General features: G+C 58.8%; 16 protein-coding genes. 11 read left to right on the top strand and 5 right to left on the bottom strand.

What is annotated here, in order from left to right:
• Window positions 1–22 precede the first annotated feature (22 nt).
• Window positions 23–1,213 (top strand): ferritin-like domain-containing protein, encoded by a 1,191-nt coding sequence (locus ACYVGS_RS11245; protein WP_460588770.1) that lies wholly within the window; start codon window positions 23–25, stop codon window positions 1,211–1,213.
• Between the two features lie 130 nt (window positions 1,214–1,343).
• Here ACYVGS_RS11245 and rpsT read toward each other — a convergent pair whose 3' ends face one another.
• Complete coding sequence (gene rpsT / locus ACYVGS_RS11240) at window positions 1,344–1,610, bottom strand: 30S ribosomal protein S20 (RefSeq protein ID WP_460588769.1); 267 nt, start codon at window positions 1,608–1,610, stop codon at window positions 1,344–1,346.
• A 283-nt stretch (window positions 1,611–1,893) separates the two neighbouring features.
• Here rpsT and ACYVGS_RS11235 point away from each other — a divergent pair, with 283 nt between their 5' ends.
• The 5 genes from ACYVGS_RS11235 to ACYVGS_RS11215 all read left to right on the top strand — a co-directional run bounded on the left by ACYVGS_RS11235 (window position 1,894) and on the right by ACYVGS_RS11215 (window position 6,191).
• A complete protein-coding gene (locus tag ACYVGS_RS11235) occupies window positions 1,894–2,325 on the top strand; it encodes a Zn-ribbon domain-containing OB-fold protein (RefSeq protein ID WP_460588768.1) in 432 nt (143 codons plus the stop codon).
• On the top strand, window positions 2,322–3,479 hold the full coding sequence (locus ACYVGS_RS11230; protein ID WP_460588767.1) for a beta-ketoacyl-[acyl-carrier-protein] synthase family protein: 1,158 nt from the start codon (window positions 2,322–2,324) through the stop codon (window positions 3,477–3,479). The genes ACYVGS_RS11235 and ACYVGS_RS11230 overlap by 4 nt, the downstream gene beginning before the upstream one ends.
• Before the next feature lie 39 nt (window positions 3,480–3,518).
• Window positions 3,519–4,520: an aromatic ring-hydroxylating oxygenase subunit alpha gene (locus tag ACYVGS_RS11225; protein WP_460588765.1), complete on the top strand. Its 1,002-nt coding sequence runs from the start codon at window positions 3,519–3,521 to the stop codon at window positions 4,518–4,520.
• A 149-nt stretch (window positions 4,521–4,669) separates the two neighbouring features.
• Window positions 4,670–5,338 (top strand): TetR/AcrR family transcriptional regulator, encoded by a 669-nt coding sequence (locus ACYVGS_RS11220; RefSeq protein ID WP_460588764.1) that lies wholly within the window; start codon window positions 4,670–4,672, stop codon window positions 5,336–5,338.
• 1 nt (window position 5,339) lies between these two features.
• Window positions 5,340–6,191, top strand: coding sequence for a tyrosine-protein phosphatase (locus ACYVGS_RS11215; protein WP_460588763.1), 852 nt, complete (start codon window positions 5,340–5,342; stop codon window positions 6,189–6,191).
• Here the strand turns inward: ACYVGS_RS11215 and ACYVGS_RS11210 are convergent.
• Together ACYVGS_RS11210 and ACYVGS_RS11205 are read right to left on the bottom strand one after the other, a co-directional pair.
• Window positions 6,188–7,207 (bottom strand): AraC family transcriptional regulator, encoded by a 1,020-nt coding sequence (locus ACYVGS_RS11210; protein ID WP_460588762.1) that lies wholly within the window; start codon window positions 7,205–7,207, stop codon window positions 6,188–6,190. The genes ACYVGS_RS11215 and ACYVGS_RS11210 overlap by 4 nt on opposite strands.
• A 182-nt stretch (window positions 7,208–7,389) precedes the next feature.
• Window positions 7,390–8,409, bottom strand: a complete 1,020-nt coding sequence (locus ACYVGS_RS11205; protein WP_460588761.1) for an enoyl-CoA hydratase/isomerase family protein — start codon at window positions 8,407–8,409, stop codon at window positions 7,390–7,392.
• An 85-nt stretch (window positions 8,410–8,494) separates the two neighbouring features.
• Here ACYVGS_RS11205 and ACYVGS_RS11200 point away from each other — a divergent pair, with 85 nt between their 5' ends.
• Together ACYVGS_RS11200 and ACYVGS_RS11195 are read left to right on the top strand one after the other, a co-directional pair.
• Entirely contained in the window at window positions 8,495–9,940 is a 1,446-nt protein-coding gene (locus ACYVGS_RS11200) for a CoA transferase (RefSeq protein WP_460588760.1), read from the top strand.
• 107 nt (window positions 9,941–10,047) lie between these two features.
• A complete protein-coding gene (locus ACYVGS_RS11195) occupies window positions 10,048–11,337 on the top strand; it encodes an amidohydrolase family protein (protein WP_460588759.1) in 1,290 nt (429 codons plus the stop codon).
• On the opposite strand, the gene ACYVGS_RS11190 is transcribed toward ACYVGS_RS11195, so the two are convergent.
• Both ACYVGS_RS11190 and ACYVGS_RS11185 read right to left on the bottom strand, forming a co-directional pair.
• A complete protein-coding gene (locus ACYVGS_RS11190) occupies window positions 11,285–12,805 on the bottom strand; it encodes a class I adenylate-forming enzyme family protein (RefSeq protein WP_460588758.1) in 1,521 nt (506 codons plus the stop codon). The genes ACYVGS_RS11195 and ACYVGS_RS11190 overlap by 53 nt on opposite strands.
• 3 nt (window positions 12,806–12,808) lie before the next feature.
• On the bottom strand, window positions 12,809–13,120 hold the full coding sequence (locus tag ACYVGS_RS11185; protein ID WP_460588757.1) for a hypothetical protein: 312 nt from the start codon (window positions 13,118–13,120) through the stop codon (window positions 12,809–12,811).
• A 288-nt stretch (window positions 13,121–13,408) separates the two neighbouring features.
• Between ACYVGS_RS11185 and ACYVGS_RS11180 the strand changes: the two genes are divergently transcribed.
• The 3 genes from ACYVGS_RS11180 (at window position 13,409) to ACYVGS_RS11170 (ending at window position 18,075) form a co-directional block, all read left to right on the top strand.
• Window positions 13,409–15,904, top strand: a complete 2,496-nt coding sequence (locus tag ACYVGS_RS11180; protein ID WP_460588756.1) for a CaiB/BaiF CoA transferase family protein — start codon at window positions 13,409–13,411, stop codon at window positions 15,902–15,904.
• A gap of 26 nt (window positions 15,905–15,930) precedes the next feature.
• Window positions 15,931–16,863 (top strand): alpha/beta hydrolase, encoded by a 933-nt coding sequence (locus ACYVGS_RS11175; protein ID WP_460588846.1) that lies wholly within the window; start codon window positions 15,931–15,933, stop codon window positions 16,861–16,863.
• A gap of 126 nt (window positions 16,864–16,989) precedes the next feature.
• Window positions 16,990–18,075, top strand: coding sequence for an amidohydrolase family protein (locus ACYVGS_RS11170; protein WP_460588755.1), 1,086 nt, complete (start codon window positions 16,990–16,992; stop codon window positions 18,073–18,075).
• Window positions 18,076–18,097 lie beyond the last annotated feature (22 nt).

Genomic DNA, 18,097 nt, shown 5'->3' with positions numbered 1-18,097 from the left:
ACAGCGCCCAAGGAGCACTGTCATGAAAGTCGAGTGGACCGAGACCCCCCGCAAGATCCAGCACTTCGCCGGTGCCGACTTCCCGCGCGACAACCCCGATCTGGAGGACCTGCTGACCAGCGAGCAGGTGGACCACATCGCGGAAATCTTCCAGACCCCGCTCACCGGCTCCTACAACTGGGATTACCAGGTGCAGGACGACCGCATCAAGAAGCTCTACGACCTCGGCAAGCAGCTGAACTGGGATCCGGAGATCGACATCGACTGGGACCGCCCCTGGCCGGAGGAGGAGCGGATGCCGGAGATGATGAACCTGCATACCTACCAGCCCTACCTGGACATGGACGAGCCTACGCGCAAGAAGTTCTGGCTGCACATGAATGCCTGGAGCCTGTCCCAGTTCCTGCACGGGGAGCAGGGTGCCCTGCTGGTGGCCTCGCAGCTGTGTTCCTGTGCCCCGACCCTGAACGCCAAGCTCTACGCCGGCTCCCAGACCTTTGACGAGGCGCGCCACGTCGAGGTGTTCAACAAGTACCTGCAGAAGCGCCTGGGGGTGATGTACCCGATCAATACCCACCTGAAGGCAATCATCGACAAGATCCTCACCGATCCTCGCTGGGACATGAAATTCATCGGCATGCAGATCGTGATCGAGGGCCTGGCCCTGTCCGCCTTCAACACCACCCGCGAGACCACCCCCGACCCGGTGCTCAAGGACGTGGTTTACCTGGTTACCCGGGACGAGGCGCGGCACGTGACCTTCGGGGTCAACTACCTGGAGGAGTTCGTCAAGACACTGTCCCAGGAGGAGCGCGAGGAGCGCGCCCAGTTTGCCTACGAGGCCTGCGTCGTCAGCCGCGAGCGCCTGGTGGCCACCGATGTCTTCCGGCACTTTGGCTGGGACGTGGAGGAGGCGCGGCAGCAGGTGCTCGAGGGCTTTGTCATGTCCACCTTCCGCAACCTGCTGTTCCAGCGCGTGATCCCCAACCTCAAGCGGATTGGCCTGCTGACCGACCGCATTCGGCCCAAGTTCGAGGAGCTGGGCATCCTCGATTTCGAAAACCTGACCACGGATGGGGATATCAACTGGGCCCAGCTGGAGCGCCCCCTGGATACCCAGGAGGCCCAGAGCTACGAACAGAGCATGCTGGCGGAGTTCCAGAAAGTGGCCGAGAAGCAGGAGGCGGAGGGCGACGAGCGCCTGGCCAGCTAGCCGCTATGGATTGCGGGTACCTCGTTGTCGAGGATACCCGCGTTGGCCGCCGGGGTCCGGCTGGCCGTTTTTCAGGCACAAAAAAGCCGGCGTCAAGCCGGCTTTTTCGTTGTGTCGTGAGCGTCGCGTATCAGGCGGCCAGGGCTTTCACCTTGGCGTTCAGGCGGCTCTTGTGACGCGCGGCCTTGTTCTTGTGGATGATGCCCTTGTCGGCCATGCGGTCGATAACCGGTACCGCCTGGCTGTAAGCCTGGCGCGCCTGTTCGGCGTCGCCGCTGCCGATGGCGGCAACCACTTTCTTGATCTGGGTGCGCACCAGCGAGCGCAGGCTGGCATTGTGCTTACGGCGCTTTTCCGCCTGGCGGGCGCGTTTTCTTGCTTGCGGTGAGTTGGCCACGGTTGACGTCCTCGTGTGAGCTGAAATTTCAAGAGGCGCGATTATTCACACTTGGCCCTGGCTTGTCAACCATAGGCGCTGGCCCGACACAAGAAAGGGGTGTGTCAAGAAAGCTCCTAGAACCTTGGACAGGATCCGAAGGTTTTGCTGATGTTCACCTGGAGCCGAAAACCGGCAGCCTAATGACAGAAATTGACTAGCTTAATGTCAGTTCAGGCAATTCTACCCAAGCTCTCTCGTGTGGAAACTGGGGGCTGTCTTGATTCGAGTAGGAGCAAGTCCCATGTCGGCTGTCATAACCACTAATCCAGAACGCCCGGATCCTGTCATGACAACGGATGGCGCCTTTTTCTGGAAGGCGGCCGATGAGGGCCGCCTGGTTGCTCAACAGTGCGGGGGTTGTGGCCAGCTTCGTCATCCCCCGAGAGGCATGTGTCCTAGCTGCCACAGTACACGAAAACAGGAGCACGACCTGTGCGGTCGCGGGGTTGTACTCAGCTGGGTACAGCCAGTTCATCCTGCTGCGGTTGGGTTTACCGAGGCACCCCTGGTTGCAATTGTAGAGCTGGAAGAGGGATTGAGGCTGGTAAGTAATATTGAGGATGCTAGTTCGGCAGCCATGCAGGTCGGCATGCCGGTGGTAGTGACCTTTGCCCTGACCCGGGGAGGTCACAAGGTTCCGGTGTTCGTGCCAGCTTCAGGAGCAGCCTCATGAACAATGCGAGCAGGCAGGCCGCTATTGTTGGCATTGGACAGACCGAGTTTTCTCGCAACTCGGGGCGGTCGGAGCAGCAGCTGGCCGCCGAGGCGGTGCTCATGGCTTTGCGCGACGCAGGTATTGAGCCGCAGGATGTGGATGGAATGCTGACTTTCGATCTGGACCCCAGTGACGAGGTTGACATGATGCGCAACCTTGGAGTTCGGGAACTCAAATATACCCTGCGTGCTCCCCAGGGCGGGGCGGCCTCAGTCACAACGCTGGTGCATGCCCGCAACGCTGTAGAATCTGGGATGTGCGATGTGATGGTTGTCTGGCGTGCTATGAACGAGCGCTCCCAGTACCGGTTTGGCCAGCCTCAGATGGCAATGAACCCCTATGCGAAAAGCTCAACCTTCATCGAGTGGTGCCTGCCTTTTGGCGCCCAAACCCCGGCGACCTGGGAGGCGCTGTCATCTGGCCCCTACTTGCATCACTACGGGGTAACCTCGGAGGATCTTGGCCGAATTTCCGTCCTGATGCGCAAGCACGCTGCCACCAATCCGGCAGCCTGGTTTTATGGCAAACCCATCACCCTCGAGGAACACCAGTCCTCCCGCTGGATTGTTGCTCCCTGGCTACACCTGTTGGATTGCTGCCAGGAGAGCGATGGTGGCGTCGCACTGGTTATCACCCGCATGGATCGAGCTCGGGATCTTCGGCAAATGCCCGTGCGAATACTGGGCGCTGAATACGCGTTTCTGTTCAACCACGAGATTATCTCTGATTTTTACGAGGGGGACCTCACTAGGCTCGCTGTATCAGAGCGCGTGACGGAGCGCCTGGCCGGCGCCGCGGGCCTGGCGCCTCGGGAGACCAATGTGGCGATGATTTATGACAATTTCACACCACAAATCCTGCGTCAGCTGGAGGCCTTCGGCTTCTGTGGGCCTGGCGAGGGCAAGGACTACATTGCTGACGGTAATATGGAACTCAACGGTAAAACACCCCTGAGCCCGAATGGCGGGTTGATGGGAGAGGCATACATACACGGCATGAACAACATCACGGAAGCCGTGCGACAGGTCCGCGGTAGCGCGGCAAATCAGGTAAACAATGTTGAAACTGCTTTCTGTTGTTCCGGTGTGGCCGGCGCGATTCTGGGACGCTGATGCCGTCGGGATTGATGGTGACCCCCCACGAGGAGATGAATGATGAACGAAATGGCTGTAGATCGTATTCAGGTCGGCAAGGAACTGGAGCGCTGCCCATTCCCGATTCCCATGGGGTGGTATGTGATAGACCTTTCCGACACGCTGGCTGCTGGCGAGGTTCGCACTGTATTTGCCTTTGACCAAGAGTGGGTGATGTTTCGCGGCGAGGACGGCGGGGTGGGCATTAGCGACCCCTTCTGCCCTCATCTCGGTGCTCATTTGGGGCATGGCGGCGTGGTCAAGGGCAATCACCTGCGCTGCCCTTTTCACCACTGGGAGTATGATGCCGGTGGCTGGTGCAGGCACATCCCTTATGCCAAATCGCTGCCACCGCTGGCTCAGAAGCAGGCTGTCCTGCGAACCCTGCCCGTAGAAGAGCGTTATGGGTTGATATGGGCCTGGTACCATCCGGACGCAGCAGCGCCCGCGTGGTCGATACCCGAGGTGCCCGAAATGGTGGCGGAAGGCTATGTGCCTGTGCGTCATGGCGAATGGGAAATCTCGACCTGTATCCAGGAGATTGCTGAAAACGGCGTGGATTACCCTCACCTCAAGTTCCTGCATGGAGCACCAGAAATACCTTCAGGAGCTGTCTCAACAGACGGTCCCGTGTTGCACTTCGATATTGGTGAGGGTTACATAGTGGGTGACAATCACGGCCCTGGTATCAATATCGTGCGTCACACGCAGGGTGATGTGACCGTACTGATGTTTTCCACTCCTCTCCCAATCACCCGGGAGCTCACCTTGAGCCGCATGCACTTCACCTTCCCTGACTTCCGCCCTGGTACCCCAGAGCGCGAATTGGCTGAACATGTTTACCAGCATTCGATTGGCCAAGCAGAGGGAGAGGATTCGGCAGGTTTCGAGGCCGTTGACATGGTTATATGGAATAACAAGAAGTACCGCCCCAAACCTTTGTTGTGTGATGGTGATGGCCCCATCTTTCGTTTCCGGAAATGGTTTTCGCAGTTCTACGCGGAGCCATTAGATCTATGATCTGCTGATTCGGGAGTCGAACTCGAGTCAGCACCAACCCCGCCTGCTCTGAAGAGCCGGCGCGGTAGCTTCCCAAGGTGTGGGTGCCACGTGGCCGGCGTGCGGGTATACTCCTGCGTGGACTTGCATTGCTCCATAACTGGGGACTGGTGATCACATTGGCCCGTACACGCCGCAGGATGTCTGGTGACACACAGGGACGCATCCTGGATGCCGCCGAAACTTTATTCGCCCGCAAGGGCTATCAGGCCACATCTTTGGGTGAGGTTGCGGGAGAGGTGGGAATCCGCTCGCCCAGTCTTTACAACCACTTCCGCAACAAGGAAGCCCTGTATCGAGCGGTGCTGGAACGCCTGCTGGACCGCTTTGGGGCGCCCATGGCAGAGCTGGCCAGCGGCCCGATTACTGAAAAGCGTTTGTTGGATTGGCTGGGCGCGATTGTTCGCATGCATCATGCGAACCCGAATCTGGCGCGATTGCTGCAGCATGCCGCTCTGTCGGGAGGGCCAGGTACTGCTGACCTTATAGAGCGTTTTTTTCGCCCGATGTTCAAGCGTGATCCTAATCTCGATCGGCCAGGCCTGCGCGCACTGGGGGAGTCGGGTCTGCAGCCCTGGGCTGTAATGGCATTCAACAACCTGGTGATGTCCTACGTTACGATGGCGCCCATGTATCGAGACCTGCTGGGACAGGATCCTTTCAGCGACGAGGCCCTGGAGCGTCAGCTAGCGCTGGTCAAAACCACTCTGCTGGCTGTGCTTCAATACGAGGGTGACCCGGCGACTCCTGAACAAGCAACCAAGACTAACGAGAGATAGCATGTCAAGTATACCCAGCGCATCACGGCTTTCCGAACCGGCAGATGAGTCCTGGCCGAGGTGGCAGGAACGGCGCCTGGTCCTGCAGGGAACACCCAATTTCCGCGATTTCGGGGGTTACACCACCAGCGATGGCCGGCGTGTGCGACGGGGCTTGCTGTTTCGCTCCGGGCAGTTGTCCAGTCTTACCGAGGCCGATGTAGCTGCGCTGCGTCGTCTACGACTCGATGTGATTTGTGACTTCCGACGTGAAGACGAGCAGCGCCATGCCCCTAACCGGTTGCCGGCAGACCCGCTGCCCCGCACTGTAAGCTTGCCGATCACTCCCGGCAGCAACGAGGCGGTGTTTGCCAGTGGCTCTCTGGATCTCGGCGGCCGACAGGCGATGTTCGACTTTATGGTGGCGATCAATCAGGACTTTGCCGAGAATCAGGGGGATGCCTTCGGCCGGATGTTCCGCGAGCTGCTGGAGCAGCCAGAAAGCCGCAGCCTTGTACACTGCGCTGCGGGCAAGGACCGTACCGGGTTTGCCGCAGCCATCATTTTACTTGCCCTGGGGGTGCCGCGGGAGCAGGTAATGGCTGATTACCTGCTGACGAGTCGCTACTTTTCGCCCCCTAAAGAGATCGAGCGGCTACGGGTCAAGTATGGCCTGGAGGGTGTGCCTGACGACGCCATTCTGCCCATGCTGGAGGTGCATCCTGAGTACCTGGCCCGGGCTTTGCGCTCAATCGATGACTACGGTGATTTCGACAGCTACCTCCGTGAGGTGATGGGATTGGGAAATGCGGAGCGCGATGAGCTGCGAATTCGTTACCTGGAAGTCGATACTCCGTCGGTCAGCCCTGTTTAGTTATCCTCATCCAGGTTGTTTCTCCTGGCGATTTCCACCCGGAAATCGGTGGGACTCCTGCCGAGCCATGCCTTTACTACGCGAGACAGACCGGAGGGTTCCGCAAAACCCGCCATCCGGGCGACTTCGCTGATGGGGATATCCACGTCTTCCAACCAGCGCAGGATCATTTTCTTGCGTACCTCTTCTTTAAGAGCCCGGAAGCTGGTGCCCTCCTCTTCGAGACGTCGCCGCAGTGTCTGACTGCTGACATGGTATTCTTCGGCGACGGCTTCCATGGGCAGCAGTTCGCGGGTCTGGTCAAAGTGCTTTTCCATCTGGTTGAGAATCCTGGGCGCCAGGGGGTTATCCATTCCAGGTACTGACACCAGGTCCACGCGGTTGGCACTGAGGAAGATATTGAAGTCCTCCATGGAACGAACGCAGTGCCTGTCGAGAAATCCCGCATTAAAGCGAATTGTGTTCGCCGACTGCCCAAAACGACAACTGCTGGAGAATACCCGCGAGTATTCACTGATTGGACTCATGGGGTCATGGGCAAAGCCTGCATCCATAATGGGAATCTTCTCACCTATCAGCCAGCAGATGAGCGCGTGCCAGATTTGCAGATGCCACTCGCCGAGAAAGTGCAGTGTATCCAGTTCGGGGCGCTTGACGTGAACACCGAGCTCGGCGAAATGTGTACCCCGGTCCAGGCTGAAGGTCAGATCATCACTGACCGCTGAAAAAAAGCGGATACCACGGCGCAGTGAACTCTCCAGGGTACTGCTGCCAAGAATCAGCTCCACCATCAAAACAAACACACCGGGTTTGCAGGGTTGCTCGGTAAGTCCGTAGAATTCGTCACCGATCAGCCATTTCAGGTTGCGCTGTACAATTGCAAAAAGCTCCGGGGTAAAATCCAGTGAGTCCAGCTCCACTATTCTGCCAGCCGGCTGCGCACTCAGATGCGACCGGAAGCCGTTGATTTGCTCCGAACTGGTGGGAGCCTCACGCATCAGTTCGGGTCCCGCCATGGGTTCTCGCAGCGCCTTGCAGATAATGGCGTCATCAAAGCCACTCCTGCGGGCTCCCAGTATCATCGCGCGAGCATAGCGTTCAATCAGTGATGCTGTGTTGGTGATGCTTATGCTTATGGCACGCCCTCCGGTGTATCCTGTTTGCCCAGTCAAGATCATAGGCCCAATAGCTGGCCCAGTCACTGGGGCTTGGCCGTGGATGCCGGCAGGGACTCAATCGCATCGATCAGCCCCCACTGCAATGCTCGTTCCGTGTTGATGCGTCGGCCCGAAAGCACCAGCCACAGGAAACGCTGACGCCCGATACGGCGCGGTATGCTTACGCAGCCGCCTGCGCCGGGAATCAGCCCGAGGCTGAGTTCAGGCAGGCGAAAGTGCGTGCCAGGCGCAGCTACGACGCTTTTTGCAAAAGCGGGTAGCTCAATGCCTGCGCCGATGCAGGCGCCATGCAATCTTGCCACGCTGTTGCACGGGACACGGCAAAGGACTCGTGCAGGCAAGGCTACACTGCGAATCCAGTGGCCGGTGGCCGGGTCCGGAACCTGCCCGAATTCGTCCAGGTCACCGCCGATGCTGAAGCACTTTCCCTGACCTTGCAAGATCACACATTCAATGTCGGTGTCCAGGACGGCCAGCTCCAGAGCCTCTGCCAGCGAGTCGCGGAGGGCCATTGACATGGCGTTTCGCTGCTCGGGACGATTCAGTGTGATTAGCAGGGAGCACTGCTCGCGCTCAAGCAACACGGGAGGATAATCGGGCCGCTTGACCGGCGTTGCCGGAGCCCGGCTCTTCAGCCATGACTGGTGCTCGCGACCTGCCTGCAGGGTGGCATAAGCCAGTGACTCCATGTCCAGGGCTGCCGGCGTATCCAGGCATTCCAGCGCGCGACAGAGTTGCGCCAGTACCGTTGCAGCCACGGGTGCCCTGGCCAAGTTGGCCTCGACGGCTTCAATGCCTTGTTCCCCTTCAATCCAGCAGTCCAGGGCGGCGAGTGCCTTGGGAGACGTTCCCTCGTCTATCCGGCCCACGATCGGACATGGAACGGGTCCTGGAATCAGTGGGTCGGGGCAGTTTCCGGCGCCTCGCAGATCGAGTAACAGGTACGGTTCCCTGCCGGACCTCCAGTCTTCGATTCCCCGGCTGGCCAGCGTCCATCGCCAGGCATCCGGATCGAACCATTGGGCCAGTGTCTCCCTCATGAGACCGTTTTCCTTGCTTGCCACCCTGGGGCGCATTGTGGCACCAGGTAGTACGGTGGGGCTACCTGATGAGTAAAGCTGTCAGATGTGGTATGGCCATATGTCAGTTTGCCTCCCCCGTGGTAGTGATATGGTTTGGCCGTGTAAAGCAATCAGATGGAGCGTGATGAGGCGCGGTGTATCGAGAATGGACCGGGAGGTTGGACCTGCGACCACGTGGGCGAGGAAACTGCTGGCACACCTGGGGCTACCGTTTCGACGGGTAAGTTCAATGGTTGAGCCCCACCCACAGGTCGACTGGGCACGAAGCGGTGGAATGTGGTTGACCGGCTGGCCGGAAGGCCCACCCCGATGTATTCCCGTGCCTCTGGCCAGCTGTGCGCGCGGTGCAATGCTGGCGCTCGCTGCACTGGCGCCCCAAGCTCGCCTTCCTGAGGGGCCGGAGCTTCTGGGGGAGCGGGCAGCCATTGCGGGCCACGGCCGCCAAGGCGATATTTCACCAGGCGGTAGTTGTCGATTAGTGCGGGCCAGCGACGGCTCGCTGGCGATTAATCTGACACGGGATACAGATTGGGAGTTGTTGGCAGCTTTGCTGGACGGCGAAAGCGTTGCCAGTTGGCATCGTTTGCAGCTTGAAGTCGCGCGCTACCCTGCGTCCGAATTGCTTGCGCGTGGACGGTTGCTGGGGCTCGCGGTAGCTACGGTGGAGCCGGAAGTGCCAGCCCCTGAATGGTGTAAATGCCTGCTCCTGGGGCGGTCTGTGGCGGCGAGGCGCAGGGCGCGACCCAGGGTTGTGGACCTGTCCTCATTGTGGGCGGGCCCACTGTGTGCGCAGCTTTTCGGGCTCCTCGGTGCCGAGGTAGTCAAGGTGGAGAGTCTGAGCCGGCCGGATGGGGCTCGTATGGGGCCAGCCGACTTTTTTGACCTTCTGAATGCAGGCAAGTCAAGCGTTGCCCTGGACCTCGACTGTGAGCAGGGTCGACGGCAGCTCAGGGCCTTGCTCCACAGCGCTGACATCGTCATTGAAAGCAGCCGGCCTAGAGCAATGCGCCAGCTCGGCATCCATGCTGAAGAACTGCTGAAAGAGCGGCCTGGAAAAACCTGGATAAGCATCACCGGCTACGGGCGCGACTGTGATGAAGGCATGCGCGCCGCCTTTGGGGACGACGCCGGGGTGGCCGGCGGCCTGACCCAGGCGCTGGCGCTTGGCGGAGCTGGAGAGATCTTCTGCGGTGACGCGATCGCCGATCCGCTGGCAGGGTTGCACGCGGCTGTAGTCGGCTGGGCCGATTGGCTAGCTGGAGGGGGGTGCTTGCTGGACATCTCGATGGCGGGAGTCGTGGCACATGCTTTCTCCCTACCGCGTTACGATAACGTACCGGTCCTGGAGGATGCAGGCGACTGGTGGTTGGACTGGGGAAGCGACCGCACCGCCGTCCTGCCGCCACGTGCGCGCCCTCCCTCGGGATGTGCACGGTCGCTGGGTGCGGATACCGACCGATACATGGCCGAGGTTACCTTGAAATGTTAATACTGGGTGCGGAAACAGGGCCCGGGCGTCGCATGGATGTTCGAATACGCAATGGCCAAGTGATAACCCTGGCACGCCAACTGGAACCCAGGCGTGGAGAAGCCTGCTTGTCCGCGCACGGTTGTTGTCTGATTCCCAGTCTGCAGGATCATCATATCCATCTCTTAGCATTGGCGGCGGCCCGGACTTCCGTCGAGTGCGGGCCGCCGAACGTGACCAGCGAACGAGCGTTGCGGGACCAGCTTTCCAGGGTTGTTTCGGCGCGGCCGGTTATACTGCGCGGTGTTGGTTATCACGAAAGCGTGGCCGGGGATATTGACGCCGCATTTCTGGACACGGTCTGCGGAGAGGTGCCGGTTAAGATACAACACCGCAGTGGGCGGTTGTGGGTGCTCAACAGTCCCGCACAGGCTTGGCTGCCGCCGCCCGAAAGCTGGCCGGCTGGTGCGGAAAAAGACGTTCTCGGTAGGCCCACAGGGAGATTTTACCACCTGGATGACTGGCTTCGGCGGTACTTGCCTGGTGACACTTCGTCTTTGCAGTCTGTGAGCAGGGAGTTGGCAAGCTACGGTGTGACCGGAGTTACTGATGCCGGCCCCGACAACGACCACTCCACGTTGAGGCTCCTGGAGGAGGCCCAGACCGAAGGGGTGCTGCGTCAGAGAGTATTTCTGATGGGGCGCCCTGATCTTCCCGCACATGACACACCCCTGTTACGTCGCGGGCCGGTGAAGATCTATCTGAAGGAGCCCGCTCTGCCAGATTTTGACTGTCTCCGCGAGACCATAGTTCGAGCTCATGCTAGTGCCCGTAATGTTGCCTTTCACTGCGTAACTCGTGCCGAGCTGCATTTTGCCCTGACTGCACTCGAGGAAACGGGTAGTATCGGTGGGGATCGCATTGAACATGCGTCGGTGGCGGATGATGCTGCGATTGCTCGGATTGCGGAGTTGGGGGTGACCGTGGTCACTCAGCCGCATTTTCTGAGTGAACGAGGTGACCAGTATCTGCGACAAGTTGCTCAGGAAGAGCTGCCCATGTTGTACCGCGGCGTATCCTTTTTGCGTGCCGGGGTAATGCTGGCAGCAGGAAGTGACGCACCCTTCGGTCACCCCGACCCCTGGCGCGCCATGCGGGCATCGATCGAGCGACGGACGGGCCTGGGGAGCGTGATGCAGAGCAGCGAAAAGCTCGATGCACGGCAAGCACTCGGGCTTTTCCTGGGGCGGGAGGACAACCCCGGACAACTGCGGCGAATAGCGCCGGGGGTAAGGGCGGACCTGTGCCTGTTGAAAGGCTGCTGGCGTGATCTTTTGGGGGATCCGCACAGCGAAAGGGTACAGCTCACTGTGCGCGGGGGCGAGACGATATGGAGCGTTGCATCACTGCGGCCTTGATCTGCCGACGCAACAGTTTTCCCATCTCGTTGTAGGGAAGCTGCTCCAGGAAGACTATTTCCTCGGGCACGCGGGAAGAGCGAAGTGCCGTGCGGACATGTTCCCGGAGGGTCTCGGAGGAGACCTCCTGACCAGCGCGCAGCACGACGCCCGCAGCGATGGCCTCCCCCCATTTCTCGGAGGGTATGCCGACCACAGCGGCTTCGGCCACGGCGGGGTGTGCAGCCAGCACATCTTCGACCTCTCCCGGGGAGATGTTTTCGGCACCGCGTACGATGATATCGTCCGCCCGACCCTCCAGGAACAGGTATCCGGCATCATCGAGATAGCCGGCGTCCCGCGTCGGGAACCAGCCCTCTCGGTCCAGCTGACTGCCCCGGCCGAGGTATTCGCCGGCAACCTGCTCACCGCGTACATGTACCTCGCCGGGTTCGAACGGCCCCAGGGCATTGCCCTCAGCATCGCGAATTTCCACCTCAATCCCCGGTAGTGGTCGTCCGACTGATGCCAGTCGGCGGCCAGTTCCCGGTTCTTCGGACTTGTATGCGAGGCGGTGATCTTCCGGCCCCAGCAGGGTGATAGTAGAGCTGGTTTCGGTCAGGCCGTAGGCGTTGGTAAATTCAACACCCGGAAACAACTCCATGGCTGACTCAATTGTGTCCAGGTGCATCTTGCCACCGCCATAGGCCAACGCCCGCAGTGCAGGCAGCCGCGCGGTCGTGGCCTCCTGTTGTCGCAGCACCTCGACGATTCGTCCAAGCATGGTAGGTACCAGAAAGGCATGTGTGACCTGTTCCCGGCGTGCCAGTTGAAGCCACTGCAGTGGGTCAAAAGCGGGCATGAGGACGACCCTGCGCCCCGCATAGGTCGCGCTCAGCAGTGCGGAGATGCCGGCGATGTGGTACGGAGGAACTGTAACCAGTACCGCCTCGGTTTCGTCTGCGCCGGCGAAATCCACCGAGCCAAGAACATAGGACATCAGGTGGCAGTGTCGCAGCACAGCGGCCTTAGGCTGGCCGGTGGTGCCGCTGGTGAACAGTTGTACCGCCAGCGCATCGGGTTCCGTGACGGCCGGTTCCTTCCCCGGAAGGTCGTCCCTGGTTGATTTGGCAAAGAAGTCCCGAGATGACTGCATGTGGCCATGAATTGCTACTCGGGGGTCACCTGTGATCAGGAAAGGTGAGCTCAATCGCTCCAGCAATGTTTCGATTTCGGCTGCGGTCAGACGGTAATTCAAGGGGACATAGGGTATGCCTGCCGCCGCTGCCCCAAACAGTGCGATAGGGGTGGCCAGTCCTGCCTCGTCCAACCAGGCGACACATTCTGTACCTGAATTCTGAAAACTGGACCCCGCACGGAGGGCGGCGGTATACAGCTGCGCGTAGGTGAGCTTGTCGCCGCCACAGCGGATCGCCTCCTGCTGCCCCATGGCCTCCGCAGCCATTTGCAAAAGCATCAGTATGTTCACGGTTCAGTCCGAGCTGGGCAGAGCGCGTGCCTCGCGAGGGGTCATGGGTGTGTCGTCTACCGACAGTACACCCCGACCACCTCGGGTGCACAGCAGTTCCAAGCTTTGATCTGAATTGACGTATCGTTTTCCCATCAGCGTCTCACCTTCAATGTTCGTCTGGGAAAGGTCAGCATTTACCTTTTCTCCCATCTCTATTACGGGCGCGCCACCACAGCAGAGGCTTATGGGGATGCCTGGATTGCCTTTGACAACCATGATTTCAACATCGCTCACAGCGCTCTTTAGGCGCATCCCGGGTTTCAGTGACTTCATGGGTGGTTTGTTCTCCTGCTGAGTATTGCTTGGCTTGCCGCGCGGACGCGGCTGGACTCCAGTCGATTGAGTGTAGTGGTTTTGCTCATCGGGAAAAGGCCACAAACCGACACTGACGATATCAGAATCTGACAGTCACGCGGGTCGCAAGCACTGCTACGGTCGCGGGTATCCGGCAATCAGAATGGGCTAGCTTGTAAGTTTGTGATAAGCATTCATGTGCATTTGGAAGCCACCTGCCCCACGTGAGACAGGTACCATCATTCTATACGGTAGCAGGAGACTGACATGGCTGGTGTATTACAAGGACTGCGAGTACTGGATCTCACACAGGGAATATCGGGTCCCATGGCTACCATGGTGTTTGCCGATCAAGGTGCCGATGTGATCAAGATAGAGCCCCCGGAGGGTGACCCCTGGAGGGAGATAATGACACTGGGCTACAGGGCCTGGCAGCGAGGCAAACGCAATGCGGTGCTGAACCTGGAGGATTCGCTAGACCGGCAGACCTTTCTCAACCTGGTTAAAACGGCTGATGTGCTGGTAGAGAGTTTTAGACCTGGAGAAACCGCTCGCCTCGGAGTGGACTATGCAAGCCTATCGGCCACAAATCCACGCCTGGTGTACTGTTCCATTACTGGGTACGGGCGCGACAACGAGTTGTCAGATCGACCAGCAATTGACGCACTGGTGTCAGCCAGGACGGGCCTGCACTACGAACAGCGTGGTCGTGTCGGCGGAGTTTCCCGGGCTTCCGGTGGCGAGATCCCCTTCGAGGACATCGAGTTCAATCCGGATGCCGTCATGGGGCCGCGGCATGAGGATCGTGATGGCCCGGTATTTACCGGTACCTATTGGCCGAGTGTGGGCGCAGCTTATTCCGCGCTCACTGCGATCAGTGCTGCGCTTTATGTTCGCGAGAAGACCGGTTGCGGTCAATGGGTGGAGACCAGTCTGCTGCAGGGGGCATTGACGGCGGGTACGCTCGCCTTCAGCAGGGCGGATAAGCCTGACGCCCCGCATTTCGCCACATGGATCAACGACTCCAGATCGCCCAAGGGGAACTTCCGCTGCAAGGATGGACGCTGGATTATCAACTGGGTACCCAATCCTAGCTTTGTGTTGGGTGCCTCCCAGGGGGATTCATTAAACCCGTCCCCGGACATGTCGGTCAGGGAAGATCCGGACCGAATCATGCCAGCTCTCGAAGACATGCTGGTATTAGATCACTACTACCCCTTGCTCAAGCAGGCTATTGGTCGATTCAATGCCGATGAATGGACAGAAGCTGGCGCCGTGGCGGGGCAGTGCATTCAAAAGATCCTGTCGCCCGAAGAGGCGTTGAGCGATCCGCATTTTCTGGCTGACGGTTGTGTCGCGGAAATCGCCGATCCATTGCTGGGTGATACGCGCCAGGTAGGCATTCTGTACTCGCTGGAAAAGAACACGACTGAACCGGCGAGGGGTGTCGCCCTCCCGGGCGAGCATACGGAGGACGTGCGTGCTGAAGCCGCCGCAGCGGCAGAGGCATGTATTTCGGTACCGACTGACGAGTTGCCAGCCCACCCGCTGGCGGGTATCAAGGTAATCGACCTCGGGTTGGCGATCGCCGGGCCCTTCGGCGCCCAGGTTTTGTCAGACCTCGGGGCCGAGGTGATTAAGGTCAATGCGCCCTACGACTGGTACTGGCACTCCAATTGCATTGCGATGTCTGCCAACCGTGGCAAGCGCAGTATCGCCGTTAACATGCGTGATCCGGAAGGGATAAAACTGATTCAAAAGCTTTGTGCAGAAGCGGACGTGGTGATGCACAACATGCGCTACAAGGCGGTCGAGGGAAAAGGGCTGGATTATGAAACCCTCAAGGAGATCAATCCTCGCCTGGTCTACTGTCATACCCGCGGCTTCGAAAAGGGCCCGCGTGAGTCTCTGCCTGGGAACGACCAGACAGGCTCTGCACTCGCGGGCGTACAGTGGGAGGATGGGGCCTGTAACTATCCAGGCGGACGTCCTTACTGGACGCAAACCACACTGGGAGATACCGGGAATGGCTACCTCGCGGCAGTTGCGATTATTCAGGCACTGACCGAGCGGGAAAAGACCGGCGAGGGACAATTCGTCGATACCTCCATCGTCAATGCCCATCTTCTCAACTGCTCACATATCATCGCCCGTAATGATGGCAGTGGTTTCGATCGTCCCAAACTCCAGGAAGACGCATTTGGCTATTCGGCGGGCTACCGTCTCTACCGCACATCAGATGATTTCCTGTGTCTTGCAATACTGCGAGATGAGCAATGGCCGACTCTCTTTAAGGTGCTGGGCATCGACAAGGTGCTTGATGATGAGCGCTTCTCTTCTGTGGGGGCGCGACAGGTCAACGACAAGCTGTTGACTGAACTGATCCAGGAGCGGATGAGTACGCGTTCTGCCGAAGACTGGTTTGCCCGGCTGGATTCTGCGGGAGTGCCGTGCGAAATCTGTGACCCCGATTTCACTTACAAGATGTGGAAGCCAGACTCATTTCTACTTACGCAGAACTGGTTGGTGAATCTGCCACATCCGGTGACGGGGCACATTGGTCATGTCGGGGTACCCTATCAGTTCTCCGATACCCCCGCAGTAGTTCAGGGTAGACCGTTACTAGTGGGCGAGTGCACTCGTGAAATCCTTGGCGAGCTGGGGTACTCCCCTGAGGAGCAGGCTGAATTGTTCGATTCCAAGGTGGTGGTAGATGAGTCCTGCTATCCCTACGACCTCGGGCCTGCCGGCAAGGCTGGCTGACACGGCGGCAAGACCATTTGAAACGGATGCGGTGTGAGATTGATGTTGCCGAAGCTGTTGGCCTGACGGGCCCGGTGCGCCTGGTGGGAGAACTGTTTCCCCCGCTAGGGGCCCCGAAAGCGCTTGTTGTTTGCTTGCCGGGTGGTGGGTGTAACCGGCATTACTTCGACTTGCGAGTACAGCTTGATGAAACTTATAGCCTGGCGCGTACTTTGGCCAGGGCAGGCATGCTGGTGTTGTCCATAGACCACTTGGGAGTGGGGGAGAGTAGCCGGCCCAGGAACGGATATTCCGTTACAATTGAAAGAGTCGTCACTGGAAACGAGCTGCTGTTGGCCAAAGTGCTTGACGAGTTGCGAAAAGGCACCCTGATACATGGATTGCAGGCAACAGCCGATGAAATTCCCTGTGTAGTAGTGGGGCACTCCATGGGGGCCTTCCTCGCTTTGAAGCAGCAGTACAGATTTACCAGTTATGACGGGCTGGCCCTCTTGGGCTTTGGGCACGGCGGAATGCCCGATAACCTGTGTGACCTTGGAAAAGTGCTTTCTTCGACGCCAGAGCGACTGGAAGAGCGTCAGGTTGAGTTGGCGAAAAGGCAGTTTGGCGCTGGCTATGTCGAATTGCCTTCCGCCCCATCGAGGCAATCGTCTGGCAGCGTGACCGGCGACGCGTATGTGGCATTGCAGCAGTGCCGGTCCCCCTTGATTTCTGTACCTGGCGCAGTGGTGCTAGTCCCGGGTAGCGTGGACTTCGAAAGCCGGCATGTAGACAGGCCGGTCTTCCTGTGTAACGGGGCCAGAGACATCGCGGGTCCGGTATCGGAAGCAGCGAAGGGCTTTCCTCTGAGTCCGGAAGTGACTGCCATGGAATTACCGGAGGCAGGCCATATGCATTTTATTTATGAATCGAGACATCTGCTGCATGATGCCCTGCTGCACTGGCTTAGTGTGTTGTAGCTTTCCGACGCTGCCATTGTAAGTTTGCGTCATGTCTCCACTCCCCCCTCCTTGATTATTCTACGAGTATGGACTGTCTATCTTCGGGTCCAACCAGACTGTTATTCGAATACAAAGGAGCAGGTCATGGGAGAGCGACTCATATCGGCTGATTCACATGCGTTTCTGAGTGATGAAGTGATCAAGTCCCATCTGTCCAAAAAGGTACAGGCAGCTTGGGAAGATGCCAGGACGAAGGACCGGGAGCATGACGAAAGAGTTAACCGTCAGGGACAACCGCAGCTGCAGATGGAGGACTTTGTTGACCTGGAAGCAAGTCAGGATCCTGGCTACATGGATCCTCGTGCGAGACTCGCGGCAATGGACCGCGATCAAGTAGAAGCGGAAGTTATTTTTGCTGAAGTTGGCGGAGCGCGAATTGCCAACCCTGAACTGATGGGTGAACACTGGATCGATGGTATCCGCGGATTCAACGACGCGATGGCCGACTTTGCATCCCTCAATCCGCGCCGCCTGCTCTCTGCCTATCAGCTTCCCCTCTATGATGTCGACCTTGCGATCAAGGAGTTCGATCGTCTCGCAAAAAAGGGGGCGAGAGGGTTTCAGGTTCCCTCGTTTCCGGGTGACATGGGGCTCCCGGATTTCAATGATCAGTCCTATCAGAAGCTCTGGGCTCGTTTTGAAGAGACTGGTATAGCGGTACTCAACCACTTGGAAGTGCGCCCTCATACATGGTCTGTATTTCGCAGAGATCCGACACCACAGAAGGGAATCTTCACTGCTATGCCTGCCATGGCGATGTCGGAGACCATCATGTTTTGGATCTTGACAGGAACGCTTGCCAGGCACCCCAGGCTGAAGGTAATACTGGTTGAACCGGGCCTGGGGTGGATACCTTGGTTCCTCAGCCTGCTCGACCAGCGCATGGATGAACACTACGATTTCCCTGGTCTAGACATGCTGCCCAGCGAATACTTTAACCGGCAGATGGGCGCGACTTTCATGTATGAGCCCCATGCACTGGGACAGTACTACAAGGAAATGGGCCCGGACAGTCTCTACTGGTCGACGGATTTCCCGCACCCGGCGACTTGCTGGCCCAACTCTCAGCAACAGGTAATCGATCAGTTTGCCAAGGCTGGTATCCCCGAGCAGGATCGCAGGAAGATTATCTGTGAGAACGCCGCAGCAGCTTTCAATCTTGGTTTGTGATGTATCCGCCGACTGATCGGGC

Source organism: Haliea atlantica (assembly GCF_054779855.1).
The sequence above is the reverse complement of the archived record's forward strand: the minus strand, read 5'-3'. Positions and strand labels throughout refer to the sequence as shown.